At 61.1% G+C, this 16,352-nt stretch carries 13 protein-coding genes; 10 read left to right on the plus strand and 3 right to left on the minus strand.

What is annotated here, in order from left to right:
• The first annotated feature begins 9 nt into the window (after window positions 1-9).
• From AB1805_02440 to AB1805_02450, 3 genes are read left to right on the plus strand one after another with little or no spacing between them, the layout of a single operon-like run.
• The gene (locus tag AB1805_02440) at window positions 10-972 is read left to right on the plus strand and encodes an NAD(P)-dependent oxidoreductase (GenBank protein MEW5744290.1); all 963 of its coding nucleotides are present in this window, start codon (window positions 10-12) and stop codon (window positions 970-972) included.
• Window positions 933-2,159, plus strand: a complete 1,227-nt coding sequence (locus AB1805_02445) for a pyridoxal phosphate-dependent aminotransferase family protein (GenBank protein MEW5744291.1) — start codon at window positions 933-935, stop codon at window positions 2,157-2,159. Before AB1805_02440 ends, AB1805_02445 begins: the two co-directional genes overlap by 40 nt.
• Before the next feature lie 48 nt (window positions 2,160-2,207).
• Complete coding sequence (locus AB1805_02450) at window positions 2,208-3,335, plus strand: GNAT family N-acetyltransferase (protein ID MEW5744292.1); 1,128 nt, start codon at window positions 2,208-2,210, stop codon at window positions 3,333-3,335.
• 98 nt (window positions 3,336-3,433) lie between these two features.
• On the opposite strand, the gene AB1805_02455 is transcribed toward AB1805_02450, so the two are convergent.
• Window positions 3,434-4,675: a beta-ketoacyl-ACP synthase II gene (locus tag AB1805_02455; protein ID MEW5744293.1), complete on the minus strand. Its 1,242-nt coding sequence runs from the start codon at window positions 4,673-4,675 to the stop codon at window positions 3,434-3,436.
• Between the two features lie 84 nt (window positions 4,676-4,759).
• Here AB1805_02455 and AB1805_02460 point away from each other — a divergent pair, with 84 nt between their 5' ends.
• From AB1805_02460 to AB1805_02475, 4 genes are all read left to right on the plus strand, one after another.
• Window positions 4,760-5,965: a RodZ domain-containing protein gene (locus tag AB1805_02460; protein MEW5744294.1), complete on the plus strand. Its 1,206-nt coding sequence runs from the start codon at window positions 4,760-4,762 to the stop codon at window positions 5,963-5,965.
• 124 nt (window positions 5,966-6,089) lie between these two features.
• On the plus strand, window positions 6,090-8,204 hold the full coding sequence (gene rnr / locus AB1805_02465) for a ribonuclease R (GenBank protein MEW5744295.1): 2,115 nt from the start codon (window positions 6,090-6,092) through the stop codon (window positions 8,202-8,204).
• 4 nt (window positions 8,205-8,208) lie between these two features.
• Entirely contained in the window at window positions 8,209-9,057 is an 849-nt protein-coding gene (locus AB1805_02470; protein ID MEW5744296.1) for a TIGR02757 family protein, read from the plus strand.
• Between the two features lie 112 nt (window positions 9,058-9,169).
• Window positions 9,170-11,548, plus strand: a complete 2,379-nt coding sequence (locus AB1805_02475; protein MEW5744297.1) for a PAS domain S-box protein — start codon at window positions 9,170-9,172, stop codon at window positions 11,546-11,548.
• A 10-nt stretch (window positions 11,549-11,558) separates the two neighbouring features.
• On the opposite strand, the gene AB1805_02480 is transcribed toward AB1805_02475, so the two are convergent.
• Together AB1805_02480 and AB1805_02485 are read right to left on the minus strand one after the other, a co-directional pair.
• Window positions 11,559-12,044 (minus strand): universal stress protein, encoded by a 486-nt coding sequence (locus AB1805_02480; protein ID MEW5744298.1) that lies wholly within the window; start codon window positions 12,042-12,044, stop codon window positions 11,559-11,561.
• A complete protein-coding gene (locus AB1805_02485; protein MEW5744299.1) occupies window positions 12,041-13,066 on the minus strand; it encodes a hypothetical protein in 1,026 nt (341 codons plus the stop codon). The genes AB1805_02480 and AB1805_02485 overlap by 4 nt, the downstream gene beginning before the upstream one ends.
• A gap of 278 nt (window positions 13,067-13,344) precedes the next feature.
• Here AB1805_02485 and AB1805_02490 point away from each other — a divergent pair, with 278 nt between their 5' ends.
• From AB1805_02490 to AB1805_02500, 3 genes are all read left to right on the plus strand, one after another.
• Window positions 13,345-13,824 carry a hypothetical protein gene (locus AB1805_02490; GenBank protein ID MEW5744300.1) on the plus strand — a complete coding sequence of 160 codons (480 nt, stop codon included), beginning with the start codon at window positions 13,345-13,347 and terminating at the stop codon, window positions 13,822-13,824.
• Window positions 13,825-14,010: 186 nt separating this feature from the next.
• Window positions 14,011-14,403: a helix-turn-helix transcriptional regulator gene (locus tag AB1805_02495; GenBank protein MEW5744301.1), complete on the plus strand. Its 393-nt coding sequence runs from the start codon at window positions 14,011-14,013 to the stop codon at window positions 14,401-14,403.
• A 186-nt stretch (window positions 14,404-14,589) separates the two neighbouring features.
• On the plus strand, window positions 14,590-16,260 hold the full coding sequence (locus AB1805_02500) for a diguanylate cyclase (protein MEW5744302.1): 1,671 nt from the start codon (window positions 14,590-14,592) through the stop codon (window positions 16,258-16,260).
• Window positions 16,261-16,352 lie beyond the last annotated feature (92 nt).

The following is a 16,352-nucleotide window of genomic DNA, read 5'->3' on the forward strand; positions in this document are numbered from 1 at the left end:
CATCCGACTATGAAAGCGCTTGTAACCGGAGCAACGGGGTTCATCGGCAGTCATCTCGTTGACTCTCTGATTCGTGAGGGGCTCGAGGTATCCTGTCTGGTGCGGGACACCTCGAACATGAAGTACCTCGAGGACCTCTACTGCAGGACCGTACGGGGCGACTGTACCGAGAGCGCCTCGCTCGCCGCCGCTGTCCGGGGCGTGGATTATGTCTTCCATCTCGCGGGCCTCACCAAGGCCTGCACCGAAGAGGATTTTTACCGGATCAATGCCAAGGGTACGGAGAATCTCATCGAGGCGGTGCGTCTGCATAACCCGACGATCAAGCGGTTCGTCCACCTGAGCAGCCTCGCTGCAGTCGGTCCGAGCGCCGACAGCACGCCCCTCACCGAGACCTGCACCGCGGCGCCGGTGTCGCTCTACGGCAAGAGCAAGCTCGAAGGCGAGCGTGCGGTGCTGCGGCGGCGCGACGACCTGCCGGTTACCGTCATACGGCCCCCCGCAGTCTACGGCCCCCGCGACCGGGACCTCCTGGTCTTCTTCAAAATGACGAAGTCCGGCATAGTCCCCTACTGGGGGAAGTGTTCCTATTCATTCATATATATTGACGATCTGATACGTGGTATAATACGTTCCGCGCTGAGCGAACAGGCGCGGGGGGAGATATTCTTCCTGTCCGATGGAAATATTTATTCCACGGATGATATCATTGATGCTATCGCCGAAGCGGTGCAGCGCCGGCCGATGCGCGTATCGGTCCCCCGGTTCGTGATGCCTCTCCTGGGTCTCATTTCTGAAAAAGTTAAGGGAGCTGCTATTATCAACAGCGATAAGATAAGGGAAATGCAACACTCCTACTGGATTTGTGATACATCGAAGGCGAGAGAGCGGCTGCAGTTCGAGCCGAAAGTAAACATCAGGGAAGGAGCACGATGGACAGCAGACTGGTACACCATCCACCAATGGCTATGACCGCACGGACGGATATCTTCGAGAAGTGCTTCAGGTTCACCGCCGCCCGCGATCTCCAGAAGATCGGCGTCTATCCCTTCTTCAGGGTTATAGAGAGTGCGCAGGATCCCGAAGTCGTCATGAACGGGAAACGGATGATCATGGTCGGCTCGAACAACTACCTGGGGCTCACCAACCACCCGAAGGTAAAAGAGGCGGCGGTCGAGGCGGTCAGGAAATACGGCACGGGGTGTGCGGGCTCGCGCTTCCTCAACGGCACACTCGATATCCATGTGGCGCTCGAAGAGAAACTGGCGCGTTTCATGCGCAAGGAGGCGGCGCTCGTCTTCTCGACGGGGTTCCAGGTGAACCTCGGCGTGATCTCGGCGCTCGTCGGCAAGGATGACGTGGTCGTCATCGACAAGATGGACCACGCGAGCATCGTCGACGGCTGCCGCCTGTCGTACGGCGAGGTGAAGCGCTACAAGCATAATGATATGGCCGATCTCGAGCGGGTCCTTTCGGATAACAACGGCAGGGGCAAGCTCGTCGTGGTCGACGGCGTCTTCAGCATGGAGGGCGACATCGTCGAGCTTCCCGACGTGGTGGCGATTTCGAGAAAGTACGGCGCCCGCGTCATGGTGGACGATGCCCACGGCATCGGCGTGCTCGGCAGGACGGGCCGCGGTACGGCCGAGCACTTCGGCATGGAAAAGGATGTCGATCTCATTATGGGCACCTACAGCAAGTCCCTCGCGTCTATCGGCGGGTTCATCGCCGGCGATGAGGACGTCATCCATTATATAAAGCATTTCGGCAGGGCGCTCATTTTCAGCGCGAGCCCGCCGCCCGCCTCGGTAGCGTCGGTGAGCGCGGCCCTCGACATCATCGAGAGCGAGTCGGAGCGGATCGAGCGGCTCTGGGCGAATACGAACAAGATGCTCGCCGCCTTCAGGGAGCTCGGCTTCGAGATAGGACCGAGCCAGACACCCATCATCCCGGTCATCGTCGGCGAGGACGAGACCGCCTTCAGGATGGTGATGGCGCTGCAGCAGGAGGGGGTCTTCGCCAATGTCGCCGTCTCTCCTGCCGTGCCCCCGGGCAAGGCGCTGATCCGGACGAGCTATATGGCGACGCATACGGAAGAGCAGCTCGACCGGGTGATCGAGGCGTTCAAGAAGGTCGGCAAGGCCTTCGGCCTGATCTGACCGCAGGTACTGGCTCTCGAGGATTCCATAGCTCCGGCACCCGTTACCATGAACACAGAGGCGCAGGTAGAAGTACGGGAAGTAACCACGAAACGCGATCTCGAGCGCTTCATACGATTTCCGCTCTCCCTCTACGCGCACAATCCCCTGTATTCGCCCCAACTGAACAGGGACATGCGCGTCCACTTCTCCTCACGCAATCCCTTCGTCAGGGATAATGAGGTCACCTATTTTCTCGCGGTCAGGGAGGGTGCGGTCGTCGGCCGCGTCGCTTCCATTCTCAATCCCGACCACCTGCGGCTCCACAACGAGAAGACGGGCTTTTTCGGGTTCTTCGAGTCGATAAACGATCCTGCTGTTGCCGCCGCCCTCTTGCAGCGGGCCGCCGGCGAGCTGCGCGGGAAGGGAATGGAGACGCTGCGCGGTCCCATGAGCTTTTCGACGAACGAGGAGTGCGGCTTTCTCCTGGAAGGGTTTTCCGACCCGCCGATGCTCATGACTCCGTATAATTATCCCTATTACAACGATCTCGCGACCGGCTTCGGTATGGAAAAATCCAAGGACCTTTACGCGTTCATCTATGACTTCAAGACAGAGCTCCCCGATAAGGTGACGCGTGTCGCTGCGCTGGCGGAACAGCGGGGCGTCACCGTGCGGCCCGTCGAGAAGAGACGCTTTATGGCTGACATGGGAGTGTTCAGGGAGATTTACAATGCAGCCTGGGAGAAGAACTGGGGGTTCCTGCCGCTCTCCGAAGACGAGCTGGAGTACTCGGCAGGACGGCTCAAGCCGCTCGCGGTCCCCGAGCTCACGCTCATCGCCGAAAGAGAGGGCGAGCCGATCGGATTCCTCGGGCTCATTCCCGATTTCAACAGCGTCCTGCGGCATATGCACGGCGCCCTCACCCCGGTCACCCTGCTGAAAGCGCTCTACTACTCCCGGAAGATCACTGCGCTCAGGCTGCTGCTCTACGGCATCAAGGCCGAATACCGCAACAGGGGCGTCGACGCGCTGCTCTTCAAGAAGGGATTCGACGCTATCCTGAAAAGCGGTTATCGAACTATAGAGTTCTCCTGGATCCTCGAGGACAACATGCCGGTCATACGGATCGCCGAGCTCTTCGGCGCACGACTGTACAAGAAATACAGGATCTACGAAAAGAAAATCGCGTTATAGCGTACAGCGTTTGTCGCGTTTATAGCGTTGAGAAAATCGTCTTTTACGCTATGAACGCGATAAACGCTGTACGCTATAACGCTATAAACGCTATAACGTTATTTTTTAAGCGCCAGCACCGCGTTGATCCCGCCGAAGCCGAACGAGCTCGATAATGCCACGGTCATAGGCAGGCAGCTCGGTTCGGTTATGACATTGAGATCGCACGACGGGTCTTTTTCGGAAAGATTGATGGTCGGAGGTATGATCTCTTCCTTCAGGCTCATGGCGGTGCAGGCTATCTCGAACGCTCCTGAGGCGGCGAGCATATGGCCTGTCATCGATTTGAGGGCGCTGACCGGCAGGCGTGCCGCACGCCTGCCGAAGACCTGGTGGAGCGCCTCTGCTTCGGTACGGTCGCCCAGCGGCGTAGAGGTGGCGTGGGCGTTTATATAATCGACCGCTTCAGGCCCGACCCCCGCATCGTCGAGGGCTGCGCTTATCGCCCGCGCCTCTCCCTCTCTCTGCGGCCGGGTGAGATGATGGCCGTCGGAGAGCGTGCTGTAGCCGATGATCTCGGCATAGACCGGTGCGTTCCTCAGCCGGGCCGCGTGATACTCCTCGAGGACCAGCACTGCCGCGCCTTCGGCGAGGACAAAGCCGTCCCTCTGCCGGTCGAAGGGCCTGCTTGCAGAAGCATCGGACAGGCGCGAGAGCGCTCCCGAGCTGCCGTAACCGCTCACCCCGATCCTGCAGAGCGGCGCTTCCGTGCCGCCGGCGAAGACCCGTGATGCCTGGCCGGAGCGTATCATGCGGAAGGCCTCGCCCACGGCATTGGCTCCCGAGGCGCAGGCAGTAGAGATCCCGAGGCAGACACCGGAGGTCCGGAGCTTCTGCGCGATGATCGAGGCTGCCATACTGATCGTGGTGGCCGGCATCAGGAAGGGAGAGGGGCGTCTGCCAGCGGCAGATGCATGAAGTGCCCGTTCCAGGGTGCCGATGCCGCCCCTGCTCGAACCGATAATAACGCCGGAACTTTCCCCTGAACGGGCTATACGCGGGGAGCGTGCCCGCTCTTCCGGGATATGCGGCAAGAGCCCGGCATCCTCTGCAGCCATGACCGCCGCGGCAAGGGCGTAATGGATGAAGGGGTCGAGCTGCCGGCGCTCCTTTTCCGAGAGATACGGCGAGGGATCGAAGCCCTTGACCTCACCGACGACGCTCCAGGGGAGGCTGGAGAGATCGCGTCCCGCAGCCCTGGCCAGGCCCGAAGCTCCTTCGAGCATCCTGTTCCATGAGCCGCGGAAGTCAGGAGCGAGAGGGGTCACCGCGCCGATTCCTGTAATGACCACCCGTTGCATGGTAAACTATGATAACACAGCCGGTTTACCATGGTCATGTTTCGTTTATTTTTGCCGATAATGTATGGTAAGGTATAGCTGATTATGTCCAAACTGTTAAAAGAACGGAGAAAAGAGCTCGGCAAAGAGGTCAACGACATCGCCGGTGTCACGCGGATCAAGAGTGCCTATTTGCGGGCGATCGAGGAAGAAGAGTACGAAAAGCTCCCCGTCGAGGTCTATACGAGGGGGTATATACGTGAATACGCAGAGTTTCTCGGAGTTCCCTCTGACCAGGCCCTCGGACCGTATGAGGCGTACCTGAAAGAGAAAGGGGTCAGGAAAGATAAAGATCTCTTTGTCGACAAGAGCTTAGCCTCGAGATTGGCAAAGGAGCATGGCGACCAGGAGACCTCCCTGGAGCGGCAGCATATCCTGGAAGAGGTGCTCGGCGACCGCGAGTCCCCCCCGCCTGTCCCAGGAGAACAGCCCGGCCGGAAGAGAGGCATTCCCAGGCTGGTATGGGTCATGCTGCCGGTCATTATCGCTGTTGCGCTCTATACCTATGTCTCGCAGCAAGGGAGCACTCCTCCCGTCCAGCAAACAGTGCCGCAAGCTCCTCCGCCTCCGGCGGCTGAGCCGGCCGCTCCCGCTCCGGACGAAGCTGCTCCGCCGGGCTCTGCCGTTGCACCCGGCCCCGCCAGCCCCGCCAGCCCCGAAGGTTCACCGGGAGCTCTTCAGCAGCCCGCACCGCAGGGGACCGCTCCCGGCGGAGGACAGCAGCCGGCTGCTCCCGCAGTCAAGAGTCCTGCAGGAGGCGGCAGCGAGGCGCCTCCCGAAAAAGCTGCCTCCCCGAAAGAGAAACCGAAAGAGAAGAGCGAGCTGCAGAAGAAGAAGCAGACACTCGATATCGTCGCCACCGACAGGACATGGATCGAGATCGGCATAGACGGAACAGAAAAGAGGGAGGTGCTGCTCAATCCCGGCGATAAGGTGAGCTACGGAGCAAACGAAAGCATCGCCCTGGTCATCGGCAATGCTGCCGGCGTCAGGCTGAACTTCAACGGGAAGGCTCTCGAAAACCTCGGAGCCCCGGGAGAAGTGGTACGGCTGACGCTCCCGCGGACTGCTGCGCCGGGAGCCCCGAGCGGGGCATCAGGAAGCGCCGGGGGAAGCGCGGGAGCCGGCCCGCCTCCCGTAAAGAAGCCTGCCGAGGCCAGCGTGCCGGGCGTTCAGAAGCCCAAGCCCTCGCCGTCTGCTTCGGCCTCTGGTAGTCCTTCCGCCGCACCCTCTGAACCTGCCAACCAGTAAATCCCGTCGGTCGTCCATATCTCTTTTTGCCCGTTAGCCGCCGGACGTGGCGGGCCGAAGTCTGTGCTACAATATCAATAAGCAGGGTTCTGCTTGTCTTCAGGCGGATTATTCGGGAGTTCTCATGGTTACCAGGGAGTCGCTGCTCGCCTTTTTCAGAGAGAAAGTCACACGTCCCATCAGATTCATCGACATTGTCTACCTTTTGAATCTCTCTCCTGCGGAGAAACGCAGGATGAAGCGCTTCCTGCGGGAGCTGGTCGACGAGGGCGAGGTGGTGCGGACGAGAAAGGGGCTGTACGGCCCTGCGGAAGAGATGAGCCTCGTCTCCGGCCACTTCGAGGCCCATCGCGAGGGCTACGGGTTCGTCATACCCGAGAAGCCGGGAGAGCGCGATGTCTTCATTCCCGCCCGGGCTGCGCTCGGCGCCATGGACAACGACCGCGTGGTGGCCCGCATCGAGCACCAGCACCGGCGCGAAGGGACCATCGTCCGCATACTGGAGCGCGCCCATACGCGCATCGCGGGGACCTTCGAGAGGAGCAAGGGCGCAGCGTATGTCACGCCCAAAGACCGCTCGGTCCCCTTCGATCTCTACATCGCTCCCCGCGACACCGGCAAGGCCCGGGACGGCGACCGGGTCGTTGCCGAAGTCATAAGCTATCCCACCGATAAGCGGCCGCCTTCCGGCCGCATCATCAAGGTGCTCAAGAAGCCGGAGACCCCCGCCGACGAGGTCGAGCTCGTCATCGATGAGCTGAGCCTTCCGCGGAAGTTCCCCTCCGAAGTCGTCGACGAGGCCCGGGAGCTTTACGAGCAGGCAAAGGAGGGCCACCGGGGGCATAAGCGGAAAGACCTGCGCGAGCTTCCCACCGTCACCATAGACGGTGAACGGGCGCGGGATTTCGATGACGCCATCTCCATAGAGTACAGGGGCGAGCGGAGGGATGAGGGCTACCGCCTCTGGGTGCATATCGCCGATGTGGGCTACTACGTGCGCTGGGACTCGCCGATCGATCTCGAGGCACGGAAGCGGGGCACGAGCGTCTATTTTCCCGACCGGGTCATCCCCATGCTCCCCAAGGAGCTTTCGGAGGACCTCTGCAGCCTGAAGCCGAAGGTCGACCGCCTCGCCTTCACCGTCGAGATGGAGTTCGACAAGCACGGGACGAGGACCGGAGCCCGCTTCTATCCCAGCCTCATCAGGAGCGATGAGCGCATGACCTATACGGCGGTGCGGAAGATCCTGGTCGATAAGGATGACGAAGAGCGGATACGGTACGATTACCTCCTCGACCGGTTCGCGCTCATGGGAGAGCTCTGCGATATTCTCAAGGCGCGGCGGACGAGACGGGGCAGCCTCGACTTCGACCTCCCCGAGCCCGAGGTCCTCCTCGATATCCAGGGCAACCCCGAAGCGATCGTGAGGGCCGAGCGCAATTTCGCCCATATGATCATCGAGGAGTTCATGATCGCTGCCAACGAGGCGGTCGCGGGGTTCCTCGAAGAGCTCGAGGTCCCCTCGCTCTACCGTGTGCACGAAGAGCCCGATCCGCTCAAGCTCGAGAACATTCTCAAGGTCATAACGACGCTCGGCATCATCCCCCGGGGCAGCAAGGGGCTCAAGCCGAAGGACTTCCCGGGCCTCATACGCCAGATCAGGGGCAAACCGGAGGAGGATATCCTCAACCACATGATCCTGAGGAGCCTGAAGCAGGCGCGCTACTCGCCCGTCAATGCCGGCCACTTCGGGCTCGCCTCCGCATCGTACACGCATTTCACCTCGCCGATCCGGCGGTATCCCGATCTCGTCGTCCACCGCATCCTGCGCGCGGTGCTGTCGGGAAAGGGGCTGAGCGAGCGCCGTACGAAGGAGCTCGAAGAGATACTCCCCGACATCGCGTTCACCTCGTCGAGGACGGAGCGGCAGGCCGATGATGCGGAGCGCGCGGTACTGAAGGCCATGAGGGTCTGGTTCATGCGCGACAAGGTGGGAGAGGAGTTCGAGGGCACGGTGGTCTCGGTGATGCCCTACGGCCTGCGCGTGCGCCTGAAGGAGTATTATGTGGAGGGGCTGCTCCATGTCTCGTTCATGACCGACGACTTCTATCACTACAGCGAAAAAGAGTTGGCGCTCTGCGGCGCCAACAGAAAGAAGAAGTTCACGATCGGCAAGGCGGTGAAGGTGAGGATCGACCGGGTGGACATGGACGAGCGCGAGGTGATACTGGGACTATGAGCGCATGGCCTCCTTGAAACGGACGCTCGACAGGCTCTATGCCGCCTATAATTTCGAGGAGCGGATCTGCTTCGACCCCATCGAGATCCCCCACCGCTACACCCGGCCCGAGGATATCGAGGCGGCCGGCTTCATCTGCAGCTGTTTTGCCTACGGCCGAGTCGATCTTTTCAAAGCGCTCCTGAACGCCCTGTTCGAGAGGATGGGCGGGAGCCCGTACGACTTCCTCCTCGGTTTCAACGTTCGGCGGCATCGGAAGCGCTTCGCCGGGTTGTATTACCGTTTCAACAGGAACGACGATATCCTCTGCCTTCTTCACGTGCTCGGCCGCGTGCTGAGAGACTGCGGCGCTATCGAAGCGGTTTTCAAGCGGCACTACACCGACAGCGATGCGACTGTCGTAAACGGTCTGACGGGCATCGTCGATACCCTCCTCGGCATCGATACCGCCGCCGTGTACGGCAAGGCTATAAGGCCTGACGGGTTCCTCCAGTTCTTTCCCTCGCCGGCGCAGGGCAGCGCCTGCAAGCGGATGAACATGTTCTTGCGGTGGATGGTACGGGACAGGGATATCGATTTCGGCCTGTGGAAGGGAATTCCGAAAAACAGGCTCGTCATCCCCCTCGATGTCCATATCGCGCGCATCGCCCGATGCCTCGGCCTCACGAAGAGGAGCTCGCAGGACTGGAAGACGGCGGTCGAGATCACCGAATCCCTTAAGAAGCTCGATCCCGAAGACCCCCTCAAGTACGACTTCGCCCTCTGCCACCAGGGCATCGCAAAGGTCTGTCACACGGGGCGCTGCAGAGAGTGCGCCCTCGTTTCTTCTCCGCGCACGAATAAGGCTTTATAATGTAATCAGTACCCTGCTGTTCCCGGCAGCGGCTCCGCGCTCCGGCGGATGCGAGGACCGTTATGGATCCCCGGTATGAACCCCCAGGCATGTACCCCCGGGACCACAAGCAATGAGAAGAAAGATCGTCATAGGTCTCACCGTAGCCCTCTGGATCTTTGTTCTGTTCTCTTTTCTCTTTTCGATCGAAGCGGGAGGCCCGTCCGGCAGCGGGAGCCGGCTCGTCTCCATCGGCACCCTTCTGAGCTTCGTGCTCTTCTTCTGGGTCTTCTCCCTCTTCAACCGCGAGGTCCTCGAGCGCAGACGTGCCGAGGAGGCGCTGAGGAAGAGCGAGCGGCGGTTGTGGCAGATGGTCGAGAACCTCCCCGTCGGCGCCTTCTACCGGGAGGACGATTCGGTCTTCTTCAACAGGGCGGTGGAGGAGCTTACCGGCTACAAACGCGCCGAGATGACGACGCTCGACCAGTGGTTCGCCACGATGTACGGCGCCGACGCTCCCGTTGTCCGCAGCTATTACGAGGAGGACAGGCGAAAGGGCTTTCCCGCCACACGGACCGTGCCCCTTACCAGGAAGGACGGCAGCATCCGCTACATCGAGTTCGCCGGGTATGCCTTCGATAAGGGTGAGGTCTGGGTGCTCCACGATATCACCGAGCGCAAGCGTGTAGAGGAGGAGCTCGCCCGGCTGAGCCGGAAGTACGAGCTGATCCTCGAGTCGGCAGGCGAGGGCATCTACGGGCTGGACAGAAGCGGCAGACACACCATCGTCAACCGCGCTGCCGTCGCCATGCTCGGCTACCCGGCCGAAGAGGTCATCGGCAGGAAGAGCCATCCTCTCTGGCATCATACCAGGGCCGACGGCACGCCCTACCCGGAAGAGGAGTGCAGGATCTATGCAACGATACGCGACGGCGTCATGAAGACGGTGGATGACGAGGTGTTCTGGCGAAAGGACGGAACGAGTTTCCCGGTCGAGTACACCGCGACGCCGATCGTCAGGGATGGCGTCATCGACGGAGTGGTGGTCACCTTCAGGGATATTACCGAGCGGAAGCAGATCGAAGGCGAGCTGATAGAGTCGGAGGCGAATCTCCGCACCATTCTCGACAGCGTCTATGATGCGATCTTCATCCATGATATGGACGGGAATATCATCGATGTGAACAGGAAAATGCTCGAGCTGTACGGGGTGGAGAGGGACGAGGCGACCCGGCTCTCGATACGGGAGGACTATTCCGCTCCCGACAACCCCCTCGACGAGCTCCCCGGGATATGGCGCCGGGTCAAAGGAGGGGAGACGCAGCTTTTCGAATGGAGGGCCCGGAGGCCCCATGACGGGTCGGTCTTCACCGTCGAGGTCTTCCTCCGCACGATAACGCTCAGGGCGAGGGAGGTCATCCTCGCCAGTGTGCGCGACATCAGCGAGCGCAAACGCGCGGAGGAGCGGCTCGCCAAGTACGTCAACGAGCTCGAGCAGCGCAACAGGGAGATCGAGCTCCTCGCGGAAATGAACAGCCTGCTCCAGGCGAGTCTCACTGCCGGCGAGATCTCGCTTATCATTGCCCGGTCGATACGGCAGCTCTTTTCCGGGGAGTCGGGGATCATCTACCTGCTCGATCGGGCGAGGAGTACGCTCGAGTCCATCGCCGTATGGGGCGATATCAAGGCCGACGGGTATTTCCTCTCTCCCCGGGAGTGCTGGGCCCTGCGGCTCGGGAGGACCTATCTCTCGGGCAGCGGCAGGTCCGAGATGCTCTGTCCCCATACCGCATCCCTCCCGGACACCGCGTACCTGTGCGTGCCGATGATCGCCCAGGGTGAGATACTCGGCATGCTCTTCCTTCAATTCAACGCCGCTGCCCTCGGCCCCGGGACAGCCAATCCCGAGGAGGAGAGAGGGCCGAGGCTGAGAAGCAAGCAGCGGCTGGCAGAGGCGGCGGCCGAGAGCATCGCGCTCTCGCTGGCGAACTTCAGGCTCCGCGAGACGCTCTACGCCCAATCCATACGCGACCCGCTCACCGGGCTCTTCAACCGCCGCTACCTGGATGAGCTGCTCGAGAAGGAGCTCCACCGGGTGCTCCGCCGGGAGCTTCCGCTCAGTGTGATCCTGCTCGATATCGATCATTTCAAGCTCTTCAACGATACCTTCGGCCACGAGGCGGGAGATCTGCTGCTGCGCGAGCTCGGCGCGTTCCTGGCGCGCCACATCCGTGCGGAAGACTTCGCCTGCCGCTACGGCGGCGAGGAGTTCGTGCTCGTCCTGCCCGAAACCGCACTCGAGGACGCCCGCCAGCGTGCTGAAGAGCTGCGGAGAGCGATCAAGGAGCTGACGGTCCGGTACCGGGAGAGGATACTCGGACCGGTAACCGTTTCGATGGGAGTGGCGGTCTTTCCGAAGCACGGCGAACGGAGCGACGAGCTGCTGCGGGCGTCGGATGCCGCCCTCTACCGCGCGAAAGCGGAGGGGCGGGACAGGGTGATCGTCTACTGACGCCGCCCGCCTATCCGATCACCCATACGGCACAGCTGCGCTTCGCATGGAGGATGCTGCTCGAGGTGCTGCCGAAGACGAGCTCCTCCTTCTTCGATATCCCGCGCCGTCCTATGATCACGGTGCAGCAGTCGAGCTCCTGCTGCGCCTCGAGGATGCAGCGGGCCACAACCGGGCAGTGCCTGATATCGACCCTGGTCGCGATCTTTCTCTCGTCGAAGCCGGCCTGCACCAGGAGTTCCTTATAGCGACCGAGGACCCCCGCCATCGCAGCACGCCTCTGCTCGATCCAGGTGCGGTGCTCTTCTGCCCCGGCAAAGTAGTCGCCGGGAGGTTCGGGGACCACCGTGAGCAGGGTGATCGTGAACCCCGGAAGTCCTCCCAGGAAGTCCGCAATGTAGAGGACCGCCCGTTCGGCGTTTTCCGAGGCATCGACAGCCAGGAGGAGATGCCTGTCCTTGAGGCGGCACGCTGCCGCAGGGTCTGGGGCGCTCATGGAAAGGGCTCCTTTCGTGATGGAGGAGCGGTAAGGGTATCGCGCACCTCCTGCAGATCGGCAAGCAGCTGCGCCGTATCATCATAGAAGACGCTCGCACCCGTCGAGAAGTGGCGCAGCACGAGGTCCAGGGCATCGGGGATATAGGGGTATACTTTTTTCAGGGTGGCGATGCGGTTATTGAAGACGATATTCAGGTCGTCCGCGGTCAGGCGGGCGAAGGCGGCCGGCTGCTCCCTTCTGAGCTGCTGCGTCGTGATATCGCCGCGGCCGGCTATGAAGGCGAGGACATTGCCGAGGCTGAAGAGGTCGTAGCCGTACATGTTTTCCTTGTGCCAGTAGTTGTAGTCGAAGTCGATCCAGATACAGCGGCCCGTCGTTCTCTCGGCAATGACATGATCGCGCCGGATATCGGCGTGCTTCTGGCCGCGGTCATGGAGAAACCGTATGGCCTGCACCAGTTCGATGAACTCGTCGAGGAGGCCGGGGAAATGGAGGTGAAAATACTCCTCATGGCTGCTGCCGAGATGGGGGACGTGATCGGCCAGGCTGGCTCCTTTAATATAGTCGATGACGCGCACGGTATTCCCTGCGGCATCCTTGACGCCGAATCCCTGCATGAAGCGCGGATGCCCCCGGACCATGGCGAGGATGCGGGCCTCTTTTACGGGGCTCCGGATGAACTCGAACGTGAGTGACCCCACCCGCGCCGTGAAGCGTTCGCGGAAGGTCATCTTCAGAATCTTCATGCTGCCGTCGGCGAGATCGACGATCTTCCGCACCCAGAACTTGGGCTGTTCATCGATGCCGAAGCGGCCCTCGCGCAGGTAGTTCCTGACGAGATAGGGGCGCCCGCCGAGCAGGACGAAGTCGTCGTATTCCACCCTGAAGAAGTCGGAGGTGTCGGTGACGATCCTGCAGCGCTTCGGTACAGCGCCCGGCTCGAGCCACCGGGCCGCCATATCCCGGAGCTCGTCACCGGTAACGGAGGGCGGATCCGCATGCTCCTGCGAGGTGCTCATAAAAGTATTTACCATACATTTTCGGCTTGATCAACACATCCTTAACGGCGCTATCGAGCGCCGTGCTTCATCAACGCCCGCGGGGCATCGATCTGTTGACAGTACGTACCTTTCGTGTTAAGGGATAGTATGAAGGTAACCGCATTCTGTAAGGAGGTGTCGTCATGACCGACCTGCGATGGATACGCGACTTCGAGGCCGCGCTGAGAAAGGCGCGGGATACGGGCAGGCCCGTATACCACGATTTCTGGTTTGAGGGTTGAACGGGCTGCGATGCGATGAATACGGGTCCGTATTCGAGCGAAGCGGTGCAGCAGCACCTGGAGGAGCGTTTCGTCACGCTCAAGACGCAGGTCTCCTGGGATAAGCCCTCGGCCCTTATGAAGCACTTCGTCATCACCTGGACCCCGACCCTGCTGATTCACGACAAGGCAGGCCGGGTGCACCACGGTATGGTGGGATTCGTCCCCGAGGATGATCTCCTGGCCCATCTCGCCTTCGGCCACGCGAAGGTCGTGTTCGATGCCGGGCATCTGGACCGCGCTATCGAGGAGCTTAGAGCCGTGATCGACCTCCATCCCTCTTCCGCTGTAACGCCGGAAGCGGTCTTTTATCTCGGCATTGCCGAGTACAAGCGCTTCAACGATGCCACGGCGCTGCGGAGGGCTTATGATATGCTCACCGCGCGGTATCCGGAGAGCGAATGGGCGCGGCGCGCGCGACCGTACGAACATATCCCGTCCTACGCCGAAATCTAAGGGCATCCTTATTTTATCATCAGCGCCCGCAGCAGGGTGCGTCATTGAGGCCTGCTGCGGGCTTCTGTTCTGCCTTTCCCTCCGCGCTCGTTTGTTGACAAAAGAAAACGCTCTTCATTATTGTAAGTTCAAGGGAAACGCGCTCTGCGGAGTATCTCCTGATTCTTTTGTAGAGAAAAGGTTGCCATGAAGACAGACCGGATTCTCAAACACCTGAGAGAGATTCGGAAGGCGAAGGGGATCAGGCAGGAGTTTATTGCCGGTGAGCTCGGGATCGACCGGACGAGCTACTCCAAGAAGGAGCTCGGCAGAGTTCCCCTGACCCTCGACGAGCTCGTCACGATCGTACGGCTGCTCGACGTCCGGTGGGAGGATATCTTTTCCGGAGATAACCCGAAGATCCCGGCCATACGGCAGCGCCTCGAAACCATAAAGACGTTTCCCCGTTCCGCGCAGATCGATTTTACGGACTACGAAGAGCTGCTGAAGGGAGCTGCGCGGGATATCGACTATCTCCTCTCCCTCGTCGACCTCCTCTCCTCCCGGGGGGCCGTCCGGCCGGACGGTTCAGGAAACTGACCGAAGAGCTCCCCGGCGATCAGCGGCCCGTGGGGAGCGCTCTCTTACTATCCGTACTGTTTGGAACTATAATTTAGTTAGCACGGAATTACTATCCCGCCATAACGGAACAGCGTTGTTTCCTGTGCGCTTGGGGGAGGGCGCGCTCACGAGTGTCCCCAAAAGTACGCATACATAGAGGGTGCCATGAAGAGGGTTATCTCGATAGGGATCGGCATGGCCGCGCTCATCATCGTCCTGTCGACGGTCTTTTCCTATATCAACACACTGCACCTCATCGACAATACAAAGCTCCGGACACTGGCGTTCACCGTTGTCGACAGGCTTGAGCTGCTCCTCACCAATATCATGAATGCCGAAGCGGCACGGCAGGAGTACATCATCACCAAAGATCCCCGCCACCTGGCGCTCTTCCAGAACGCCACGTCGGCTGCGGCGCGGAACATGGAGGAGCTGAAGAGGCTCGAACGGTCGGCGCCGGCCCTGCGCGCGCATCGCACGGAGCTCGAAGCGCTCCTGGTGAAGCGGCTCGCCAATCTGAGCGAATCCATCGAGCACCAGAGGAAGGAGGGGTTCGATATCGCGAAGCAGCGTGCGCTGACGATGGAAGGAGACACGATCTATGACCGCATCGTTGCGGTCGTCAACGAGATAAAGCAGGAAGAGAAGCGGGTGATCACGATGCTCGGAGGAGAGCAGCGGAGCATCGCGAAACGGCTCGTTGCCACGCTGCTTTCGGGAACGTTCCTGAGCATACTGATCTTCTCCTGGATCGTCTCCCTGCTGAGCCGCGAGATAAGCGAGCGCCGGAAGGCCGAGGACCGCCTCTCCCGGTCGGTGGATGAGCTCGAGGGGAGGGGGAGGGAGATCAGCTTCCTGAGCGAGATGGGAAGACTGCTGCAGGCATGCACGTCCGTCGCGGAGGTGAAAGAGGTGATCGCCCGCTCCATGAGCGAGCTCTTCTACCGGGAATCGGGAACCGTCTACTTCATGAATGCCGAGGGCGAGCTCCTGGAATCGGTCTTCTCGTGGGGCGGCGAAACCGGGAGCGAGCCGGCCTTCAGCCCGGACCAGTGCTGGGCGCTCAGGCTCGGAAGAGTGTACACGGTAGGCGCGGACCGGGCGATGATGCTCTGTCCTCACATTACGCAGGTCCGGAAAGGCGTCTACCTCTGCGTGCCGATGATCGCCCAGGGAGAGGCGCTCGGACTGCTCTTCCTCTTCATCAAAGAGGAGCTGTTCGCACGCCAGGAGGCGGACCGCAAACGGCTGCTGGAGTACAAGCAGCGTCTCGCCGAGACAGCGGCCGAGAGCATCGCGCTCTCGCTGGCGAACTTCAGGCTCCGCGAGACGCTCTACGCCCAATCCATACGCGACCCGCTCACCGGGCTCTTCAACCGCCGCTACCTGAAGGAGATGCTCGACCGGGAAGTCTACCGGACCGCGCGCAGGGAGCAGGAGCTCTGCGTCGTCATGATCGACATCGATCATTTCAAACTCTTCAACGACCGGTTCGGCCACGATGCCGGCGACCTGCTGCTCCGGGAGCTCGGCGCGTTCCTCCAGGGCCGCATCAGGGAGAGCGATTTCGCCTGCCGCTACGGGGGAGAAGAGTTCGTCGTCGTGCTGCCCGAGACCCCGCTCGAGCGGGCCGGCGAGCGGGCGGAGGAGCTGCGGAGAGAGGTGAAGCAGCTCACCGTACGCTATCACGGGGAGCTGCTGGGGCCTGTCACGCTCTCGATGGGCGTGGCGAGCTTTCCGCAGCACGGACCCGCTGCAGATGACCTCCTGAAGGCGGCTGACGCAGCCCTCTACCGCGCCAAAGAGGAGGGGAGGGACCGGGTAGTGACAGCGTGAGCTGCCGGATGCGTCCTGGACTCATCAAGACTAAATCACTCCTCTCTCCACTGCAGATCCGCTCAAGAAGTTTTCCGGCTGTCCGATAGTAA

The organism is Nitrospirota bacterium (genome assembly GCA_040752355.1).
In the GTDB taxonomy this organism is placed as follows: Bacteria; Nitrospirota; Thermodesulfovibrionia; order Thermodesulfovibrionales; family Dissulfurispiraceae; genus JBFMCP01.

Bases quoted from the DNA above. Each gene is read 5' to 3' on its own strand.
- AB1805_02440 (MEW5744290.1), top strand. From the start codon at position 10: ATGAAAGCGCTTGTAACCGGAGCAACGGGGTTCATCGGCAGTCATCTC.
- AB1805_02445 (MEW5744291.1), top strand. From the start codon at position 933: ATGGACAGCAGACTGGTACACCATCCACCAATGGCTATGACCGCACGG.
- AB1805_02450 (MEW5744292.1), top strand. From the start codon at position 2,208: ATGAACACAGAGGCGCAGGTAGAAGTACGGGAAGTAACCACGAAACGC.
- AB1805_02455 (MEW5744293.1), bottom strand. From the start codon at position 4,675: ATGCAACGGGTGGTCATTACAGGAATCGGCGCGGTGACCCCTCTCGCT.
- AB1805_02460 (MEW5744294.1), top strand. From the start codon at position 4,760: ATGTCCAAACTGTTAAAAGAACGGAGAAAAGAGCTCGGCAAAGAGGTC.
- rnr (MEW5744295.1), top strand. From the start codon at position 6,090: ATGGTTACCAGGGAGTCGCTGCTCGCCTTTTTCAGAGAGAAAGTCACA.
- AB1805_02470 (MEW5744296.1), top strand. From the start codon at position 8,209: ATGGCCTCCTTGAAACGGACGCTCGACAGGCTCTATGCCGCCTATAAT.
- AB1805_02475 (MEW5744297.1), top strand. From the start codon at position 9,170: ATGAGAAGAAAGATCGTCATAGGTCTCACCGTAGCCCTCTGGATCTTT.
- AB1805_02480 (MEW5744298.1), bottom strand. From the start codon at position 12,044: ATGAGCGCCCCAGACCCTGCGGCAGCGTGCCGCCTCAAGGACAGGCAT.
- AB1805_02485 (MEW5744299.1), bottom strand. From the start codon at position 13,066: ATGAGCACCTCGCAGGAGCATGCGGATCCGCCCTCCGTTACCGGTGAC.
- AB1805_02490 (MEW5744300.1), top strand. From the start codon at position 13,345: ATGAATACGGGTCCGTATTCGAGCGAAGCGGTGCAGCAGCACCTGGAG.
- AB1805_02495 (MEW5744301.1), top strand. From the start codon at position 14,011: ATGAAGACAGACCGGATTCTCAAACACCTGAGAGAGATTCGGAAGGCG.
- AB1805_02500 (MEW5744302.1), top strand. From the start codon at position 14,590: ATGAAGAGGGTTATCTCGATAGGGATCGGCATGGCCGCGCTCATCATC.